The organism is Pseudomonas sp. B6001, from assembly GCF_013386015.1.
Taxonomy (GTDB): Bacteria; Pseudomonadota; Gammaproteobacteria; order Pseudomonadales; family Pseudomonadaceae; genus Aquipseudomonas.
In genome coordinates this window covers 275329-290071 of sequence record NZ_JACAOX010000001.1, presented here as the reverse complement: position 1 = coordinate 290071, position 14743 = coordinate 275329, and the positions used below count along the sequence as shown (strand labels likewise).

The following is a 14743-nucleotide window of genomic DNA, read 5'->3' as shown; positions in this document are numbered from 1 at the left end:
CAATGTCTCGGGCTGCTGAGCCGCGCACTTTCGACAAATGACAATGCCGCTTTGGATTCTCCATCTCTTGTTCCATTCGACTAGCTTCTCGGACGGGGTCATTACTTCTCTCTCGCGTCAATCTGCTTGGCCTCAAATCGGTGGGTATCACCGCACAAATGCATCATGTCCTGCATAAATGGCACGGCTTCCCAGGTGCTCTTCTATCCGCAGAAACTGATTGTATTTTTCGACCCGCTCCCCCCGGCATGGAGCTCCTGTCTTGAGATGGCCAGTCCCCATCGCGACAGTCAGATCAGCGATGAAGCTGTCCACCGTCTCCCCGCTACGATGAGAAACCATCGCCCCCCAATTTGCCCCGTAGGCCATTTCGATGGCGGCCTTGGTCTCAGTCAGGGTTCCGATTTGATTGGGTTTGATCAGTACGGCATTGGCGACGTTTTCTGTGATGCCTCGCTGAATCCGTTCGACATTGGTGACAAATAGGTCATCTCCAACCAACTCGATCCGGTCACCCAGAGCAGCATTCAATAGCTTCCAGCCTGACCAATCGTCTTCCGCGAGGCCATCTTCCAGTACCGCAATCGGGTACTTGTCGACCCAGGAGGAATAGAGGCTAATCAGCTCTTGGGCATCGACCTTACGACCTTCCGAACGCAGATGGTAAAGACCGTTTTCATAGAAACCGCTGGATGCTGGATCGATAGCGATCTCGATCTGAGATCCAGGGGCGTAACCGGCCCTTTCAATTGCCTTGATGATCAGCTCAATGGCATCTGAGTTTTTCTTGAGTGTCGGAGCAAAGCCGCCTTCATCTCCGACCGCAGTTGAGTAGCCGGCGTCCTTAAGCACCACTTTCAGCTCGTGGTACACCTCAGCGCCCCAACGAAAGGCTTCCTTGAAACTGCCAGCCCCTGTAGGTGCAATCATGAATTCCTGAAAGTCAGGGCCTTGCCAGTTGGCGTGAACACCGCCATTGAGAATATTGAACATTGGGACGGGCATTCTTGCTGCTTGCTCGCCGCCCAGATATTGGAACAAGGGCAAGTTCAGCGCAGAAGCCGCCGCTCTGGCAACGGCGAGGCTCACGCCCAAGATCGCGTTTCCTCCAAGCCTGGATTTATCAGAGGTTCCATCCAGCTTAATCATCAGATGATCAATCTGTTCCTGGTCAGCCGCATCCAGGCCTCTCAAAGACTCAAGTATTTCGGTATTTACATTGCTAACGGCCTTCAAAACTCCTTTGCCGGAATACCGCTGTATATCTTGGTCACGCAACTCAACTGCTTCGTGAGCGCCTGTAGAGGCACCGGACGGTACTGAAGCCCGGCCCATGGCGCCGCACTCCAAGGTGACGTCGACTTCAACGGTAGGGTTGCCGCGTGAATCGAGAATTTCACGTGCATGAATGGCCTGGATTTGCGTTTTCATAGATCTTCTCCAAGTAACGATTCGGGAACGTCATTAACGATGTGAAACCGTTGAGAGGCCTCTATGTCGGACGTCAGCTCTCCATGAGTATCCTGAACAGCTGCACTGCCGACACCGCAATTGCGGGAACCAAGAAGCCTCCAATAATTAGTTCAGGAATCTCTCCCACCAAGGGCATGAACTGCTCTCTTTTTGCCATCTGGAAAAGCTCCATCATTTGGTTTGAAGCAACCATTACAGAGCAGCAATACGCCGTCTGGGCTTGTAGCCTGGCGCGCCTTTGATTTAGCAGATGAAAGGTCAGCAAGGACACTCCAACGCTTACGATGAAAAGCGCGGCGAACTCATAGACGGATCCTGTGAAAAACCTGCCCATCACAAGCCCGAATACGATGCTCAGCGTCACTGCGCTCATGTGGTCTCCCAATTCTCTAAAATGATTTTGATGAGCCGACGTCGGTGAGCTCCATTTCGCGATCTCATCTTTGGATTGCCAACCGCCATCGCGCTCAATGTTGCTGTGCTCTCAGCTCGTAGCCCGGTACGCAGGTCTGGGCTACGTCGGCCTTGCAGGACTTTTCACTGGGCATACGCATCGTGACCAATGCGCCTTCGAGCGAGGTGACGATGTACCATCCCTCACTCGAAACCTTTTGACTGCCTGCGAGGCCAGCCAGAAAAAGTGACCAAAAAACCAGTCCTACGAGAAGCCGCCTGTTGTCACGAGCCGAGTTAGCAGGGGCTGGCTGTGGACGTAGGTTATAAACTCGGTACATTGCGTTTATCCTTTTTATTTGTTGTCCAACAAGGTGTGTTTTTTAGTTATTCGCCTGGCCCACTCGACCGTATTCGATGGGCAATTTGATATAGCTCAGTGAAAACGACTCCTTGGCCAATGCCTCCAGCAACCTGTCGCACCCAATTTCATCAGTGGATATAGTCACCGTGACGGGATGATCGGCACCGCTGAGGAAATGCGCCGTATGCAAATGCCCCAAATGATCTAGCCCCTCCGTACCGCTCACCAGCGTTGCTCCCAGAACACCTTGTCGCTTGGCGAAGTCGACCAGCCACTCCCCCAGTGGAAGGTGCTGGTAGTTGGTACTCTGTTCAGTGAAAAACGTCAGTTGAAAGCCGTTCATGGCAACATCCTCTAATGTGGCGAGAGCGACCAACGCCTGGTCGCCCATGCCTCTTCATTTGCGAACTGTTTCTTCGAACTGAATTACAAGGCCTCACTGAGCGGTAATTCGCATAAGAGAAGAACTGCTCGTACCTTGCGCAACTCGTCAGCGTGGTCGCGCAGGAACGTGCGCAGCTTGCCCTCTGTATCCAGCAATTCCAGACACTGGGGATGACGCATATCACCAAGCTCCGGGTGATGATGGGAAATGCGATGGCCCGGCAAATAGCCTGCAGAAATCGGTTTGAGCATGACCTGCTCAATCTTGGCTTTTTGGGCCACTTTAAGTAGATGCTGGGCAAGCGCGGGCGCACTCAGGTGATGCCAGAAATTAGTCACTCGAGCCCTGCTAGCACCAGGAAAATAGAGCTGCAAAGCTGTCAGGCGATCTTGGTGATGTTCAATCATTTCTCTTCCCCCACAAGAGTCACTTTCCGCTCGCTGGCGGATTCACTTTGAGCATGAAATTGCTTGATATCAGAGAGCCGGATTTCCTCCGGAAGAGGACGGTGATGCTTGCTGTGGCCGACGCGCTGGGCGTGATAGATCCCGGTGTGTCCGGATACGAGGTAACTTGCGATACAGGCAATGGCTGCAAGCGGAGCAATTTCGGGCCCGAAGAGCTCCATGGCCATGACGATGGTTGCCAGTGGCGTATTAGCTGCACCGGCAAAGACGGCGACAAAGCCGATACCAGCCAGCATGCCGAAGGGAAGGTGCAAGAGGGGAGCCAGCGCATTCCCCAAGGTGGCACCGATGTAAAACAGCGGTGTCACTTCACCGCCTTTGAATCCAGTGCCCAAGGAGACAACGGTGAACACCATCTTTCCAAGCCAATCCCAAGGGGCCATTGGCATTTGAAAGGATTGGACGATGCTCGGAATGCCTAGCCCGATGTACTTATCAACGTCGATGTAATGGTTACTACCGAGCGCCCACAATGCGACTGCGATCAGCAGGCCGCCGGCGAAGGGTCTTAATGGTGAATAGGTGATAAGCCGCTTAACGAAGGCTCCGAGCTTGTGGGTCGCTGTCGCGAATAGCAGGCCGGTAAGGCCAAAGACAATCCCAGCTGCCACCACAGCCATGACGCTCCACAGCTGCACCGGAACCACTTCGCCAATGACGTAATGCGTGTGAACCACGCCCCAGGCTTGCCCCACCTGGTCAGCAACGATTGCCGCAACCACGCATGGAAAAAGCGCGTCGTAACGCATACGTCCAATGGCCAACACTTCAAGTCCGAACAAAGCTCCAGCGAGGGGTGTGCCGAAGACGGACGCAAAGCCAGCGCTGATGCCGGCCATGAGAATCACCCGACGGTCTTCGCGGCGCAGACGGAAGACATGCGTCAGTTGATCGGCAAGGGCACCGCCCATTTGCACCGCCGTCCCCTCACGTCCCACAGATGCACCAAAAAGGTGGGAAACCACGGTTCCGATCAGCACCATCGGCACCATGCGCAAAGGCACGATCTTCTTAGGATCATGGATCTCATCGATGATCAGGTTGTTTCCGGCATCAACGGGTTTGCCTATCAAGTGATATGCAAGTCCCACAGCAAAGCCGGCCACTGGCAGGAGCCAGATTACCCAGGGATGGGTTTCTCGCCACTGGGTGGCATGATCCAAAGAAAGGAGGAATAACGCAGAAGCAGAGCCTGCCAAAAGAGCTACAAGACCAGCAAGCGCAAGCCATTTCGCTATATAGGGCAGTAAGTCGAGTTGTTCAGGTCGTCGAAATTTAGACATTTGGCCGGCCACAAAAAAGTAAGTGGGCCTGACCAAAAAGGGAATCTGAGCGCGAACGCCTACAGACCTGATTGATCAGGTTTCTGTAGGCATCATCAGCTGCTACGGGCGCAGCGGTTGGTTAATGGAGGAATGCCATCTCCAATCCGTCGATCTTAGCTAGCTCCGCTCAAAATGTAAAATCATGTTACGGAGGCAGTAAGCACAGGAAGATCTCCTGAAGCCTTGCTTGGTAAAAGGATGCCGGACTAGGTGGTTTTTTTGCCGACGAAGCCCATTTCAATTGGAGTCTTTATGTAAAACACCGAGATTTCCTCAAGCTCCAATCGTACGAACAACCGTTCAGATTCGTCCTCGGTGATAGCCATGCGAATCTCGGTAGGCTGATCCGCCAGTTCAAAAAAATGGGAGGAGTGTAGCCGACCGGTATGCCCAAAACCCTCGATACCCGTAGATAGGGTCGCACCACGTAGTCCCATTTCTTTCGCCAAATCTACGATCCAGTCGCCGAGCATCTTTCCCTGATAACGACGGTTCTGTTGGGTAAAGAAAATCACCAGAAAACCTTTCATTTTCATCTCCTCAACGCGTACCGATCATTTGATAGGACAGAAGCCCGGCAGCCGTCATCGCCAGCGAGCCCACGACGTGCAATGAAACCGAACCGAGCGCCCACAGCAGCCTGCCTTCCTGGATCAGGGCAACTGTTTCTGCCGAAAACGTGGAAAAGGTTGTAAGCCCGCCACAGAAACCCGTGATGATCAGCAGACGCCACTCAGGACTCAGGGTGGGAGATGCGGCCAAAAACGCGATGGCTAGGCCAACGATGTAGCCCCCAACCATGTTTGCAACCACTGTGCCTGGGGGAATCGTCGGAAACAGAGCGTTTAGCTTCATGCCCAAGAGCCAGCGCAACCAGGCACCAAGTGACGCGCCAACGGCGATAACTACAAGTGATTTCAGCATGGCGGGCTCACCTCGTCAGACCTAGGCCAAGTAGATACCAGGTAAGCACAACGCGGGAGTGACGACTGGGGTAGTAGGATCATAATCCTGTCCTAGATTGGGGACAGGAAGCGGATACACCTACGCACCCTGTCCAGGGTTCACGTAGGCATCATCAGCACGAAGGCGGTTAAAGGAGGAATGCCATCTCCTGATCTGATCCTATAGCATCAGCGCCAATGGCATCAAGAGCAGCTGCATGCAAGCGATCTGAAGGCCCTTTAGGCTAGGCAAGATGTTTGATCAATGATCCATGTACGGGCCGACCCTTTGCACGACTAGGTCATTTGGCGCGCATTTACATGGATTTAACCGATACCACGTCCACGTACTTGTACTTCTTCCTAGCAGCCTTCACAGCCTCTTGCTCAGCAAGCAACGAGCTCAACGTATCAGCCTCGTGAATCAACTCGACCATTTTCCCTTCAAACTCGTTTCCAACGCGTAACGTGACCTTCAGCCTGGGCGTGAATGTTTTTGCCGTTTTCTTCTTGGCTGCTGGAGCGACCTCCGATTTCGCGAGCACAACTTCTTCCACTGGCTCCTCTGCTACAGGAGCGGGCATCTGCTCCTCGGGCTGAGGCGTACCGAATAACGCACGACGCATTTCTTCTTCAGTTAATTCAGAGTTCATAGAACATCTCAAAGGGGGCGGTAATCAGCTCGATCTACTAGGATGGCTGCTCCAGCGTGTCCACTGGAAGCGTGTATGAATCGCCCCGCGCTCGACCTACATTCCTAGATCGACCTCAAGCCTGGCACCCTTCAAGCTGGGCGGCAGCTTTTCGACAGGCATGGCCCGCAACAACTTGTCGGCAAGATGCTCGGCGTGAGCGGAATAGATCGCGATTCTGTCTGGCTCTAGCGGCCTGTAAGGTACTACCGCACCGACAGATACTTGGGCAATTCTCAGTATATTCAGCACCTCATTGCCAATGTGAAGACTTTCCAGGTACTCGACGGTTGCGCGGACTCGCGGCTCTGCCTTTGTCCATAGTTCGACAACAATGTGATGAAGCCCTGCGGGGCCAAGGTGTTGCAGAGCAGTCCTCCACAGCAAACCTTCTTGGGCCATTTTCAGTCTGGTGCTGGTCATTCAAAAATCACGGCTATTCGGGCTTGGTTGTTTTCAAATACCTACGAACAGTCGCTTCAGAAAGCCCCAACCTTTCCGCGATCTCAGCAACAGAAATTCCCCACTGCTTCAATCGATTGGCTTCAATGGCATTTCTAGCCGCATCAGGACGAGCTGGCCGCCCAGGACGTGGCTTTCCAGTTCGAGCCTGCGACTCAATCTCAAGATCGATCCCTGCCTTCCTAATTCTTGCGAGTTGCTTCGTAAGACGTTTTTGGCCGTCCTTGAATGACTCGTGATTTTGCATGGAGGTCGCCATCAGCAGGAGCGTAGCCGGATCGAGGTCTAGGATCCCGGCGAGCCTCACCAGGACGTCGAGTCCAATACTGACTTCTCCGCGCTCTATACGGCTGAAATGAGAGCGCCCAAGATTGTTGATGTCCTCTTGGGACAGACCTTGGCCTCTGCGAATTCCACGAACCACGACAGCCAGTGCTTCTGCCGCATCCATCGGTATTTTCCCCAACCAAATCCGAGGATAAAGCCACACCTAGAAGCGTCATAACACGCCCAATCAGGTTCATTATGATTGCCTTGGGGCTTATCTAGAGGTTTAATAGCTTTACCCATGCGCCAAGGCCACGAAAAAGCAGCCCTGTCGTGGATCAGCCAAGCCATCGTGAGCGGCGGGTAGAGAGGGTTGAATTGTCAATTTGATGTTAATTACTGAGGGGAGGCCTTATGGCTAGCGTCGTAGAACCCGACTTTATGAAGGGGCCACGTACACCACTGGAAGGCCTGTCGAGCAGCTCTGATGCACGAGCGCTGGCGAACCAACGTTTTCCCGAAAAGCCTTACTGCTTGGTTCGAGACTGGACAATATTTCGCATTGAAGTCACCCGCGACGAACTCTTCAAATGCCATGCAGCGGGCCAGCTCCCGATGATCCTGTTTGCTCACAACGTGGCAGAGGACAGCCAAGGTCGTTTCGAACGCGGCGATTGGGTTCGTTCAAGCATGTGCACCGGTCTCCACGACGGTGTTGCGTTCGAGACCAGAAACTCTGTTTACGTATTGATTGGCCCTGGTCATGAACAGCTCGCAAGCCTGAAAGACGTTTTCTCCCTCTTCTAACCTGCGCTCTATATCGGAGCCCCTTCAGGCCAAGGACATACGATGTTTAGAACACACGACGCCGACATGCTGGGCCTACCGGGCATGTTCGGTGAGGGTCAATACCAGTGGCATCAGGTATCCAAAGTGCTTCGTAATCACTGGTATCACGTAACTGTCCAGGCCATTTACGAGGACAGAATTTCAGAGGCGGTTCTGATGATCGACAGCGAACCACGGCTTCAGCAACTGCTGATTGCCCAGGACGCGGAGACGATCATCACAGAGGTGCAAGTAGTCACACCTTCCCACATGAATGGCACGGGAGTTTGGCGCATGGAGAAACTGACCAAAGTGACGCTTGGTGAAGACCAAAACGAGTGTGTTGTGTGCCTGCTAGAGGTGGAGACCGGCTCCAAATACCACAGCTCTCACCAACCTGGCTTCAACACTGATGTGCTGAGCAACCTTCGTCCGATCTATCACGCAAACATGATTCGTACAGCCTGAGATTTACAAAGATTTCTGCACGATACCAGCACAGTTGGTTGCGTGTGGTTTTCCTGGTAACGCCATACTGGCTGCAAAAGGAGCGCAATTATGCTGAACACTGTGGATGTGAACTTTCATGGAAAACGACATACAGATTTCGATCTCGCACGAATCCTAAAAGCACAGGCGCAAGGCTTCGACAAACCGATAACAGCCTATCTCTGCGGAGTATCCATAAAGGCTCGTGCTGGATTAGGCGTCGTGTTTGGTCACAACCGTAAAGACCAATATGGACGGTTCGGCGACGGTCACCTGATCCGGACTTCTGACGTCATCAAAGCGGAGCGCGAGGGACGATTCTGGGTGCTGACGACTGTTAACTCTCGGTACGTGCTTGCGACGTTTCAGCGGGAAAATGGACGGGCGAGCCTGCGGGAGTTTTTGCGCCTTTCACATGGGCAGCAACATTTCACACCACCGGTACTTCAGTAGTGGTCGTGCTTACTTTGCCATCAGCGGTGCCTTCTGCATAATCACATCAATCCTCTGCGCGTCTATGTCAGCAGCCAGGAGCACTTCCTCCGAGCCCCTGCATGGTCTTGGTAGAGAGACTACTTCGCAAGGCTTTCCGGTTAAATTCCTGCCATCGTAACTTGATGGCAACGCGCGGCACGTACGCTTTGCGCATAACCACTTAGCGGGGCGGCTTATAGCTTCGAGGCAGAGCCATCCCGCCCATAATTCAATAACTTAACAGAAACGTCAGGTTAAGCGGCTTGGAGTAAACTGTGTAAATCTGCTCTAAGCCGTCTCGTCGTAGGTGCTCCAATAGAATGTAAGTCACATGTCGCAGAAAGCTTTTTCTGAATCCGCGCCTGAATAATTAAAAAAAGCTAGAGCTGCGCTAACAAGAGTAATCTTAGAAAAATGCTCAGCCATACCCCTTAGCTCTTCAAATGAACTCATCCTATCAACCTTATTACCGTGCAATATTTCAGACCTGCCATTTTCATAAATCCTGGATATAGCCTTATAAAGAGAAAGCGCTTCACCAATATTTACAACATTATCATTTACAGGAATCTTGGTTAAATTTGAAACCATATTTGCTATCACGGGGGTTTTTCCACCCCCACTACTTAATACATCTAAGCAAGTACCAAATTTTGCAATCGCTATCTGGTCATTCACCTCCCGGCATGCTTCACCGTGCCAATCAAGTGCTGTCGACCATCGCCGACAGAGGCCAGGACAACCTTCGTTCATATTGAAGAGGCCTGTCAATATTTTAGCTACCGCATCTAAAAATCTTTTCTGGTTACAACTCAAATTCTCAAGACTGAGTAGAAACGGATTGATTTCGTCAGATAGTTTAGCACCGGCATGCCAAAGAAACCCATCTGTCTCAACTATGCTATGTGTTAAGATCGGAGGTCTTCTCTCAGTATAAAGAGTAAGGCTTCTAAACATTTTATGACTACCACTTATTAGTGATATGGAGTCAAGTGCAGTCCTCGCTGCAATCGTGGAGAGCTTGTGAGAGAGGGCCTGCCCATAACCTGAAGTAGTTACCTTGATCATACTTCCTGATTTAGTAAGTACACCAAAAAGCGAAGTATTCAGAGGCTTTAGTAGTACACTTTTATCAACCAGCGCCGCTTTTAAGTTTTCACGCCAGTCAGAGTTATCTACCCCTAAATAGTTCAGCGCACTAGCAGGAAAATCAACAGAATCAATCCAATCCATTTTTTTAAAAATTGCAACAGGCCCCAGGATAAAAGGCCCATTACGCTCTAAGCCTGTGAGCGCAGCAGGTAAGTGGCACGTGAAGTCACGGGCTGATGTAGATGCCAGCTCTGCCACAGATGGCTTTATGACGCCTTTCAAGTAGGCAGGTAAGAAATACCTAATTGCACACGGACTCGTGCCAGACTCTAAAAACTCGGCATACACTCCAACCATGGCCTTTTTGATTAAACCATGATGCTCCGCTATATCAAGCTTAATACAATCAGGCCAACCGATTTTCAACAGAGCTGACGAAACGAACTTGATTTTGTTTTCTGTAGCGCCACTGACACTCATCTGCCAGCCACCTTTTGTTGTGACGAAATTAGGAGAGGCTGGCTCCTCACCTGTATGCGCCTTACTAAATGACACGAAAGCGTCGTAAATTAGTATTTCCAACTTCATAAAGGTTCCTCTTTAGCGTGAGAATACTGACTGCACGCTTATTAAGTGTAAAGACAGACTTGATTCTACTTAGGTTGAACCGCCACATCACAAATCAATGAACTCTTCGCGACAACGTATTTGCAGTTGGCAGTGTCAGGGCTCACTTCAAAGCTCTGATTTGTCTTTAAATATAGCTGTGAGACAGGATGGAAAACTCCCTGCAAGCATGCAATATAACCTGCGGCAGACATAAAGATACCCAAGAGAGTAAGCCAAAAAGTGCGTTTGTCACTTAATTTTGTTATTGTCAGCACAGCTGTCATTAAAAGTCCGAAGCATGTAGAAAACAGTGAAAATCCTAGGACTGCTCCCCAGCTGAACCATACACACAGCACTATAGTAGTAGCAAAGATGGAGGCAGCAACGATCATCAAAAAAATAATTAGCTTGCTGGTTTCTGTGTGATCAGGATTGTAATTTGTGCTATGTGGCTTTTTCATTCTTCACTTCTCCATAGATTCAAAGTGCTTTCAATTAATAGGCTGCAATGTTCATACGGTATTAGATAAGCGTCAATATTGATGGCACGCTTCTATCCCGGTTTCAGGTTTATGTACTTAGCCAAGTCTCTACTTTTTTGCAATCTGCCACCTTGGAGAGGCTTTGACCTTCGCGTATCTAGAAGCTCAATCAGGCGCTGTTTCTCCGTTTGAGAGGGAGGCCAATCATCAATCTCAACGCTGCAGTGAACGCACTCGCTCAGTGCCCATTTAACAATCATGTCCGCTGCAGCCCTGTAATGATCCGTCATGTACAGCCGTTGGCCTTCAACAGACCAGCCACGGCCAGCTAACTTGTTACGCCAGATTCTCGGTCGAAGCAGGACAAGAAATGCCAACCACCTTCAGTGCTTCCCGATGCGGAAAATTGATGGCGGCCTTTCCTGTGATGTAGCTGGTTGGTAACGCGTTTGAGAACAAAATCAAATAGCGGCTGCCTCATGGAAGCTTTTTGAGGCGGGCCAAGCCCTGTTTTATGTGGCCGGCGTTCTCGCCTATTGTGTAAAGCGCACCGCGAACGTTCTCACCGACTTGCGCATGCCCCTGGGCTTCGACCTGGAGGGTCAGCTCCATCAGGGCGGCCTCAAGGGCGAGTTGGTTCTCGTACATCCTTTCCAGGACGTCTGATAATGAGTATTCGCTAGCCACTTTTTCACTCCTGTTTTAAGCCGAGCATAGCAACAGGGGAATAGGGCGTTGGTCGTCGCTGGGACAGGACAGGGAGGCAGGGCGCACCGAGAGGTAGGCCCAGATCCGTATCAGCTAATACCGAGCAGCGCCTTGATCCCATCCCATGTCCCGCCAGTGAAGATACCTTCGCCAGCGATCAATGCTGGGGCAACGATCACCTTAGTGCCGACCCAGCTCAAGAATTTGCTCAGCTTCCAAGAGTTCAGATGAGGCTTGGGCTCGACATATTTCGCTGAAAAACAGAAAGCTAAAGTGAGAGGGAGAGTGGCTGCGAAAAGTCGCAAGCACAGTACCCTTGTATCTGTGGTTATCACCGGCAGCATTTCGGGTGTTAAAGCACTGCTCAAGAAATAAATACCCACACCTAGTAGGGTGGGAAGCACGAGAAAAATCCCGACATATTTGATACGTGTGAGTGATCTCTCAGCGGCTTCGGCACGGTCTCGATGAGCCTGGATCTCGTTTGTGGCCTCGTTAGCTTCCTGCAGACGCTGCTGCAACTGAGTCTGTGTATTCTCGAGATCTTGAGCCCTCTGCTCGGCCATCCTCCGCTCGGACTCTAAATCAGCGATCTGTTTGGCAGTGATGTCCTGCTGACCTTCAACGACAGAACGGGCCGCCCGCTCCTCGAGCAGGTGCTGCTCCTTTTCATCCAGTACGGCCTTGGTTTCTTCAAGCTGCTGGGAAACGTTTCGGTGGTGGCTCAACAGCTCATCATGTACCAACTCGAACACTTCCTGATTGGAAGCCTCGATATTGCTGATCCGTGCGCGAAGCGCCCGATTAGTAAGCACCACGCGGATGGCGGATTCTGGTAGATCTCCAACATTTTCGAATCTCGACATTGATTCCAGCACCTTCAACGTCGCCCTTTCGTCCTCAAGATCGAACGATTGGAAAAAAAGTGGCAGGCGCAAGGAGTCAACCAAACTTTCTTCGAGTTCTGGAGAGCGAGGCACCCAAAACTGAATGAGCTGAACCAGATTGCTTGGATGCAGTACCACCGGCAGCTTCGCGCGGATGGCTGCGCGTTTTGCTCGGTCAAAGCCGATCAGGCGCCAGTCTATGGAAACTGCCCAATACTCAGTCTCGAAAGGTGACTCATTATTTGGGGGGCGACGGTCGTTGACGGCATGCCAAAGTACGGCGTCATGCAGCAGAGCTTCGTACCCTTTGCGACGTTTCTCCGGGAGTTCTTTTGTCTCCCTCTCAACCTCGTGCATTACATCGTCAATGACATCTTGGCGTGTGTGATAGATGCTTGGATGTGCATCCAGTACGCTTATTCCTTTTTCCTCTAGGATGAACCTAAGCTCATCAATGTAAGGGCGAAAGAAATCGGCTGCAGAAAGATTTGCAGTCGAGGCGGCAGTGCTGAAGAACTTTTTGGCGATGCTGGGTAGCGGCTGAGTCATGGCTACGCGGGACATTGCCTGAGTGACCCGTATGCGCTCAATAATATGCAGTTGTGCGATTAGAACGCGCTTGGCTTCTTCCAGGGTGCTCGGCAGGACGTAAAGCTTTATATCCAGCTTCCCGTTGCTCTTGTGAGCCAAATCAACGAGTGATAACGCTGCTGCGTCAGCCGGGTTGTCGTGAAGCTGGAGCACTGAGAAAAGGAAATTGGTATCCAGTACCACCTTAATTGTTTTCACCTTACGAGCCTGGTTGATGGCAGCAAGGGTTTCAGGGTTGAGGCGGGTTGCCTCCGCGAAAAAGTAGGCCGTCATGAAACGAAGAATCTGGCTTCGACAGACTTGATTTCCCGGATTGAAGAAAAACATCAAAACCTTACGCAGACCCTCTCGGTTGTCGGCGTCCACTTTGTGGAAAAGGTTATGCAGCCAATCAAAATCGTTTTGCAGCTTTCCGCCAACTAATAGCCGGAAGAGGTTGGCACCGCTGACGCGGATAGCTCGAGAAAGCGCCTCAGTGAAATCTTTCCATACCAGGTTGGGGTCAAGGGTTGGACAGTGTTCCCGGCAGGTCACAATGAAGTCCGCTTCGCATGCATCCTGCTCCGCATGTGCAGCGGCAGCTTGAACAGATAGATCGTTAAAAGCTCGCTCAGTCAGTTTGTAGGCTGGCCCAGGCAAGATTGAAACGGTTCCCTGATCACGGAGATTATTTAGTTGCCTTTCAAGTTCGTCATCAGATCCTAGGGCTCCGGGCGCCTCTGCACGAATCGCGTCATGTAGCGCATTCAACCCCAACGCTGCACCATGATTCTTCCAAAGCACGCCTTTTACGATCTGGCTGACACCTTTTTTCCACCAGCCTGACTCGTTCAACTCCACGTGGTGGATTAGTGCGACGATATCCGGAGAAAGCTGTCGGTTAGCCATGGAAACAGCTCCTAAAGGCCTTCAATGCGCGTCGTTCCTTCACAGATGCTTCCTTTTTATTATTGATTCCGCCAGCGGAAAGAAGCGAGTGGCTTACCCGCTCAAGGATGGTACGAGGTGCCCTAAGAACTATGCAATAGCATCCTGCCATTAGTCGGCGCTCGGATATGTGACTGCATGAGAGAGGTCATGACTTTCTCGGTCGCTCAGAGATAAGCGCATAGTTTCAGCTGCCTCGAATGAGAAAGCGGACTCTCCCATTAGCGAAGAAAAGCGAGCAAACCGAGTATCAAAGGAGTTCTTTTCTGTCGATTAGGGACGCGTTCAACGCACGCGGAGCGCGCAGGAAGAGAGGCCAAAGCGTGAGGATGGAAGCCCAGAGAGCCAAGACATCGGACACCGTCGGCATGGTTTACGACATCAGTCCAATGGGGCATATCAGAACCAAATTTTCATCACAACGCCTTCAACATTCGCTCAAGCGTCTGATGCTCCCATGTGCTGAGTAGTGCAACTGGATCAGTGCCACAGCGATCCCCCGAGTCAAACGACCACCGCCGCCCATCAGGACTCACGCATTGTTTGCAGTAGTCGAGCTGATTGCCGTCGTTGTAAATCGACATTCGCCATCCATCGACATCGACTTGGAAATGGCCGGAATAGATGTGAGCCCATGACTGCTGACTAACCTTACTCATGACGCTTCGACCGAAAATCGCCTCCCTTAGTACCTGGGATACCTCTCTTGCGGAGAGCGCAGCCGCTGTGTTTTGGCTAACTCTACCGACCTGGGATGAGCGAGCTTCTGCTCTGGCCTCTTCCAGCCTTTGCTCAGCGTACATAGCCGGATCATCATCTAGTTTGAGCGGGTAGCCTGCATCCGATAGGGCGTGGGCCCGCTCCTCAATCAGCAGGCGCTCGGG

17 protein-coding genes and 2 riboswitches are annotated in these 14743 nt (G+C 51.6%); of the genes, 3 read left to right on the top strand and 14 right to left on the bottom strand.

The genetic code is table 11. The features are described from left to right. Window positions 1-147 precede the first annotated feature (147 nt). The 10 genes from eno to HX821_RS01380 all read right to left on the bottom strand — a co-directional run bounded on the left by eno (window position 148) and on the right by HX821_RS01380 (window position 6956). Entirely contained in the window at window positions 148-1431 is a 1284-nt protein-coding gene (eno, locus tag HX821_RS01420; RefSeq protein WP_020193419.1) for a phosphopyruvate hydratase, read from the bottom strand. 73 nt (window positions 1432-1504) lie between these two features. Next, window positions 1505-1846, bottom strand: coding sequence for a hypothetical protein (locus HX821_RS01415; RefSeq protein ID WP_177035173.1), 342 nt, complete (start codon window positions 1844-1846; stop codon window positions 1505-1507). A 94-nt stretch (window positions 1847-1940) separates the two neighbouring features. Then, a complete protein-coding gene (locus HX821_RS31705; protein ID WP_256348470.1) occupies window positions 1941-2207 on the bottom strand; it encodes a hypothetical protein in 267 nt (88 codons plus the stop codon). A gap of 42 nt (window positions 2208-2249) precedes the next feature. Further along, window positions 2250-2573, bottom strand: coding sequence for a DUF190 domain-containing protein (locus HX821_RS01410; protein ID WP_029615650.1), 324 nt, complete (start codon window positions 2571-2573; stop codon window positions 2250-2252). 83 nt (window positions 2574-2656) lie between these two features. Beyond that, window positions 2657-3022, bottom strand: coding sequence for a hypothetical protein (locus tag HX821_RS01405; RefSeq protein ID WP_007247311.1), 366 nt, complete (start codon window positions 3020-3022; stop codon window positions 2657-2659). Then, window positions 3019-4365, bottom strand: coding sequence for a voltage-gated chloride channel family protein (locus HX821_RS01400; protein WP_177035172.1), 1347 nt, complete (start codon window positions 4363-4365; stop codon window positions 3019-3021). The genes HX821_RS01405 and HX821_RS01400 overlap by 4 nt, the downstream gene beginning before the upstream one ends. A gap of 79 nt (window positions 4366-4444) precedes the next feature. Continuing rightward, a riboswitch (Fluoride riboswitch) is annotated at window positions 4445-4517 on the bottom strand. A gap of 96 nt (window positions 4518-4613) precedes the next feature. Continuing rightward, the gene (locus HX821_RS01395; RefSeq protein WP_047338306.1) at window positions 4614-4937 is read right to left on the bottom strand and encodes a DUF190 domain-containing protein; all 324 of its coding nucleotides are present in this window, start codon (window positions 4935-4937) and stop codon (window positions 4614-4616) included. 10 nt (window positions 4938-4947) lie between these two features. Further along, complete coding sequence (gene crcB, locus HX821_RS01390) at window positions 4948-5331, bottom strand: fluoride efflux transporter CrcB (protein WP_177035171.1); 384 nt, start codon at window positions 5329-5331, stop codon at window positions 4948-4950. 138 nt (window positions 5332-5469) lie between these two features. Then, a riboswitch (Fluoride riboswitch) is annotated at window positions 5470-5531 on the bottom strand. Between the two features lie 137 nt (window positions 5532-5668). After that, window positions 5669-6004: a hypothetical protein gene (locus HX821_RS01385; protein ID WP_177035170.1), complete on the bottom strand. Its 336-nt coding sequence runs from the start codon at window positions 6002-6004 to the stop codon at window positions 5669-5671. A gap of 475 nt (window positions 6005-6479) precedes the next feature. Further along, the gene (locus tag HX821_RS01380; protein ID WP_122674071.1) at window positions 6480-6956 is read right to left on the bottom strand and encodes a helix-turn-helix domain-containing protein; all 477 of its coding nucleotides are present in this window, start codon (window positions 6954-6956) and stop codon (window positions 6480-6482) included. Between the two features lie 230 nt (window positions 6957-7186). On the opposite strand from HX821_RS01380, the gene HX821_RS01375 reads away from it, so the two are divergent. The 3 genes from HX821_RS01375 to HX821_RS01365 all read left to right on the top strand — a co-directional run bounded on the left by HX821_RS01375 (window position 7187) and on the right by HX821_RS01365 (window position 8542). Next, window positions 7187-7579, top strand: coding sequence for a hypothetical protein (locus HX821_RS01375; RefSeq protein WP_177035169.1), 393 nt, complete (start codon window positions 7187-7189; stop codon window positions 7577-7579). A 42-nt stretch (window positions 7580-7621) separates the two neighbouring features. Further along, entirely contained in the window at window positions 7622-8068 is a 447-nt protein-coding gene (locus HX821_RS01370) for a hypothetical protein (RefSeq protein ID WP_177035168.1), read from the top strand. A gap of 90 nt (window positions 8069-8158) precedes the next feature. Continuing rightward, window positions 8159-8542 carry a hypothetical protein gene (locus tag HX821_RS01365; RefSeq protein WP_177035167.1) on the top strand — a complete coding sequence of 128 codons (384 nt, stop codon included), beginning with the start codon at window positions 8159-8161 and terminating at the stop codon, window positions 8540-8542. 348 nt (window positions 8543-8890) lie between these two features. On the opposite strand, the gene HX821_RS01360 is transcribed toward HX821_RS01365, so the two are convergent. The 4 genes from HX821_RS01360 to HX821_RS01345 all read right to left on the bottom strand — a co-directional run bounded on the left by HX821_RS01360 (window position 8891) and on the right by HX821_RS01345 (window position 13820). Beyond that, a complete protein-coding gene (locus HX821_RS01360) occupies window positions 8891-10243 on the bottom strand; it encodes a hypothetical protein (RefSeq protein ID WP_177035166.1) in 1353 nt (450 codons plus the stop codon). 65 nt (window positions 10244-10308) lie between these two features. Then, window positions 10309-10725, bottom strand: coding sequence for a hypothetical protein (locus HX821_RS01355; RefSeq protein WP_177035165.1), 417 nt, complete (start codon window positions 10723-10725; stop codon window positions 10309-10311). Window positions 10726-11223: 498 nt separating this feature from the next. Beyond that, entirely contained in the window at window positions 11224-11433 is a 210-nt protein-coding gene (locus HX821_RS01350) for a hypothetical protein (RefSeq protein ID WP_177035164.1), read from the bottom strand. 110 nt (window positions 11434-11543) lie between these two features. Further along, window positions 11544-13820 carry a hypothetical protein gene (locus HX821_RS01345; protein WP_177035163.1) on the bottom strand — a complete coding sequence of 759 codons (2277 nt, stop codon included), beginning with the start codon at window positions 13818-13820 and terminating at the stop codon, window positions 11544-11546. Between the last annotated feature and the right edge of the window lie 923 nt (window positions 13821-14743).

Bases quoted from the DNA above. Each gene is read 5' to 3' on its own strand.
- eno (WP_020193419.1), bottom strand. From the start codon at position 1,431: ATGAAAACGCAAATCCAGGCCATTCATGCACGTGAAATTCTCGATTCA.
- HX821_RS01415 (WP_177035173.1), bottom strand. From the start codon at position 1,846: ATGAGCGCAGTGACGCTGAGCATCGTATTCGGGCTTGTGATGGGCAGG.
- HX821_RS31705 (WP_256348470.1), bottom strand. From the start codon at position 2,207: ATGTACCGAGTTTATAACCTACGTCCACAGCCAGCCCCTGCTAACTCG.
- HX821_RS01410 (WP_029615650.1), bottom strand. From the start codon at position 2,573: ATGAACGGCTTTCAACTGACGTTTTTCACTGAACAGAGTACCAACTAC.
- HX821_RS01405 (WP_007247311.1), bottom strand. From the start codon at position 3,022: ATGATTGAACATCACCAAGATCGCCTGACAGCTTTGCAGCTCTATTTT.
- HX821_RS01400 (WP_177035172.1), bottom strand. From the start codon at position 4,365: ATGTCTAAATTTCGACGACCTGAACAACTCGACTTACTGCCCTATATA.
- HX821_RS01395 (WP_047338306.1), bottom strand. From the start codon at position 4,937: ATGAAAGGTTTTCTGGTGATTTTCTTTACCCAACAGAACCGTCGTTAT.
- crcB (WP_177035171.1), bottom strand. From the start codon at position 5,331: ATGCTGAAATCACTTGTAGTTATCGCCGTTGGCGCGTCACTTGGTGCC.
- HX821_RS01385 (WP_177035170.1), bottom strand. From the start codon at position 6,004: ATGAACTCTGAATTAACTGAAGAAGAAATGCGTCGTGCGTTATTCGGT.
- HX821_RS01380 (WP_122674071.1), bottom strand. From the start codon at position 6,956: ATGGATGCGGCAGAAGCACTGGCTGTCGTGGTTCGTGGAATTCGCAGA.
- HX821_RS01375 (WP_177035169.1), top strand. From the start codon at position 7,187: ATGGCTAGCGTCGTAGAACCCGACTTTATGAAGGGGCCACGTACACCA.
- HX821_RS01370 (WP_177035168.1), top strand. From the start codon at position 7,622: ATGTTTAGAACACACGACGCCGACATGCTGGGCCTACCGGGCATGTTC.
- HX821_RS01365 (WP_177035167.1), top strand. From the start codon at position 8,159: ATGCTGAACACTGTGGATGTGAACTTTCATGGAAAACGACATACAGAT.
- HX821_RS01360 (WP_177035166.1), bottom strand. From the start codon at position 10,243: ATGAAGTTGGAAATACTAATTTACGACGCTTTCGTGTCATTTAGTAAG.
- HX821_RS01355 (WP_177035165.1), bottom strand. From the start codon at position 10,725: ATGAAAAAGCCACATAGCACAAATTACAATCCTGATCACACAGAAACC.
- HX821_RS01345 (WP_177035163.1), bottom strand. From the start codon at position 13,820: ATGGCTAACCGACAGCTTTCTCCGGATATCGTCGCACTAATCCACCAC.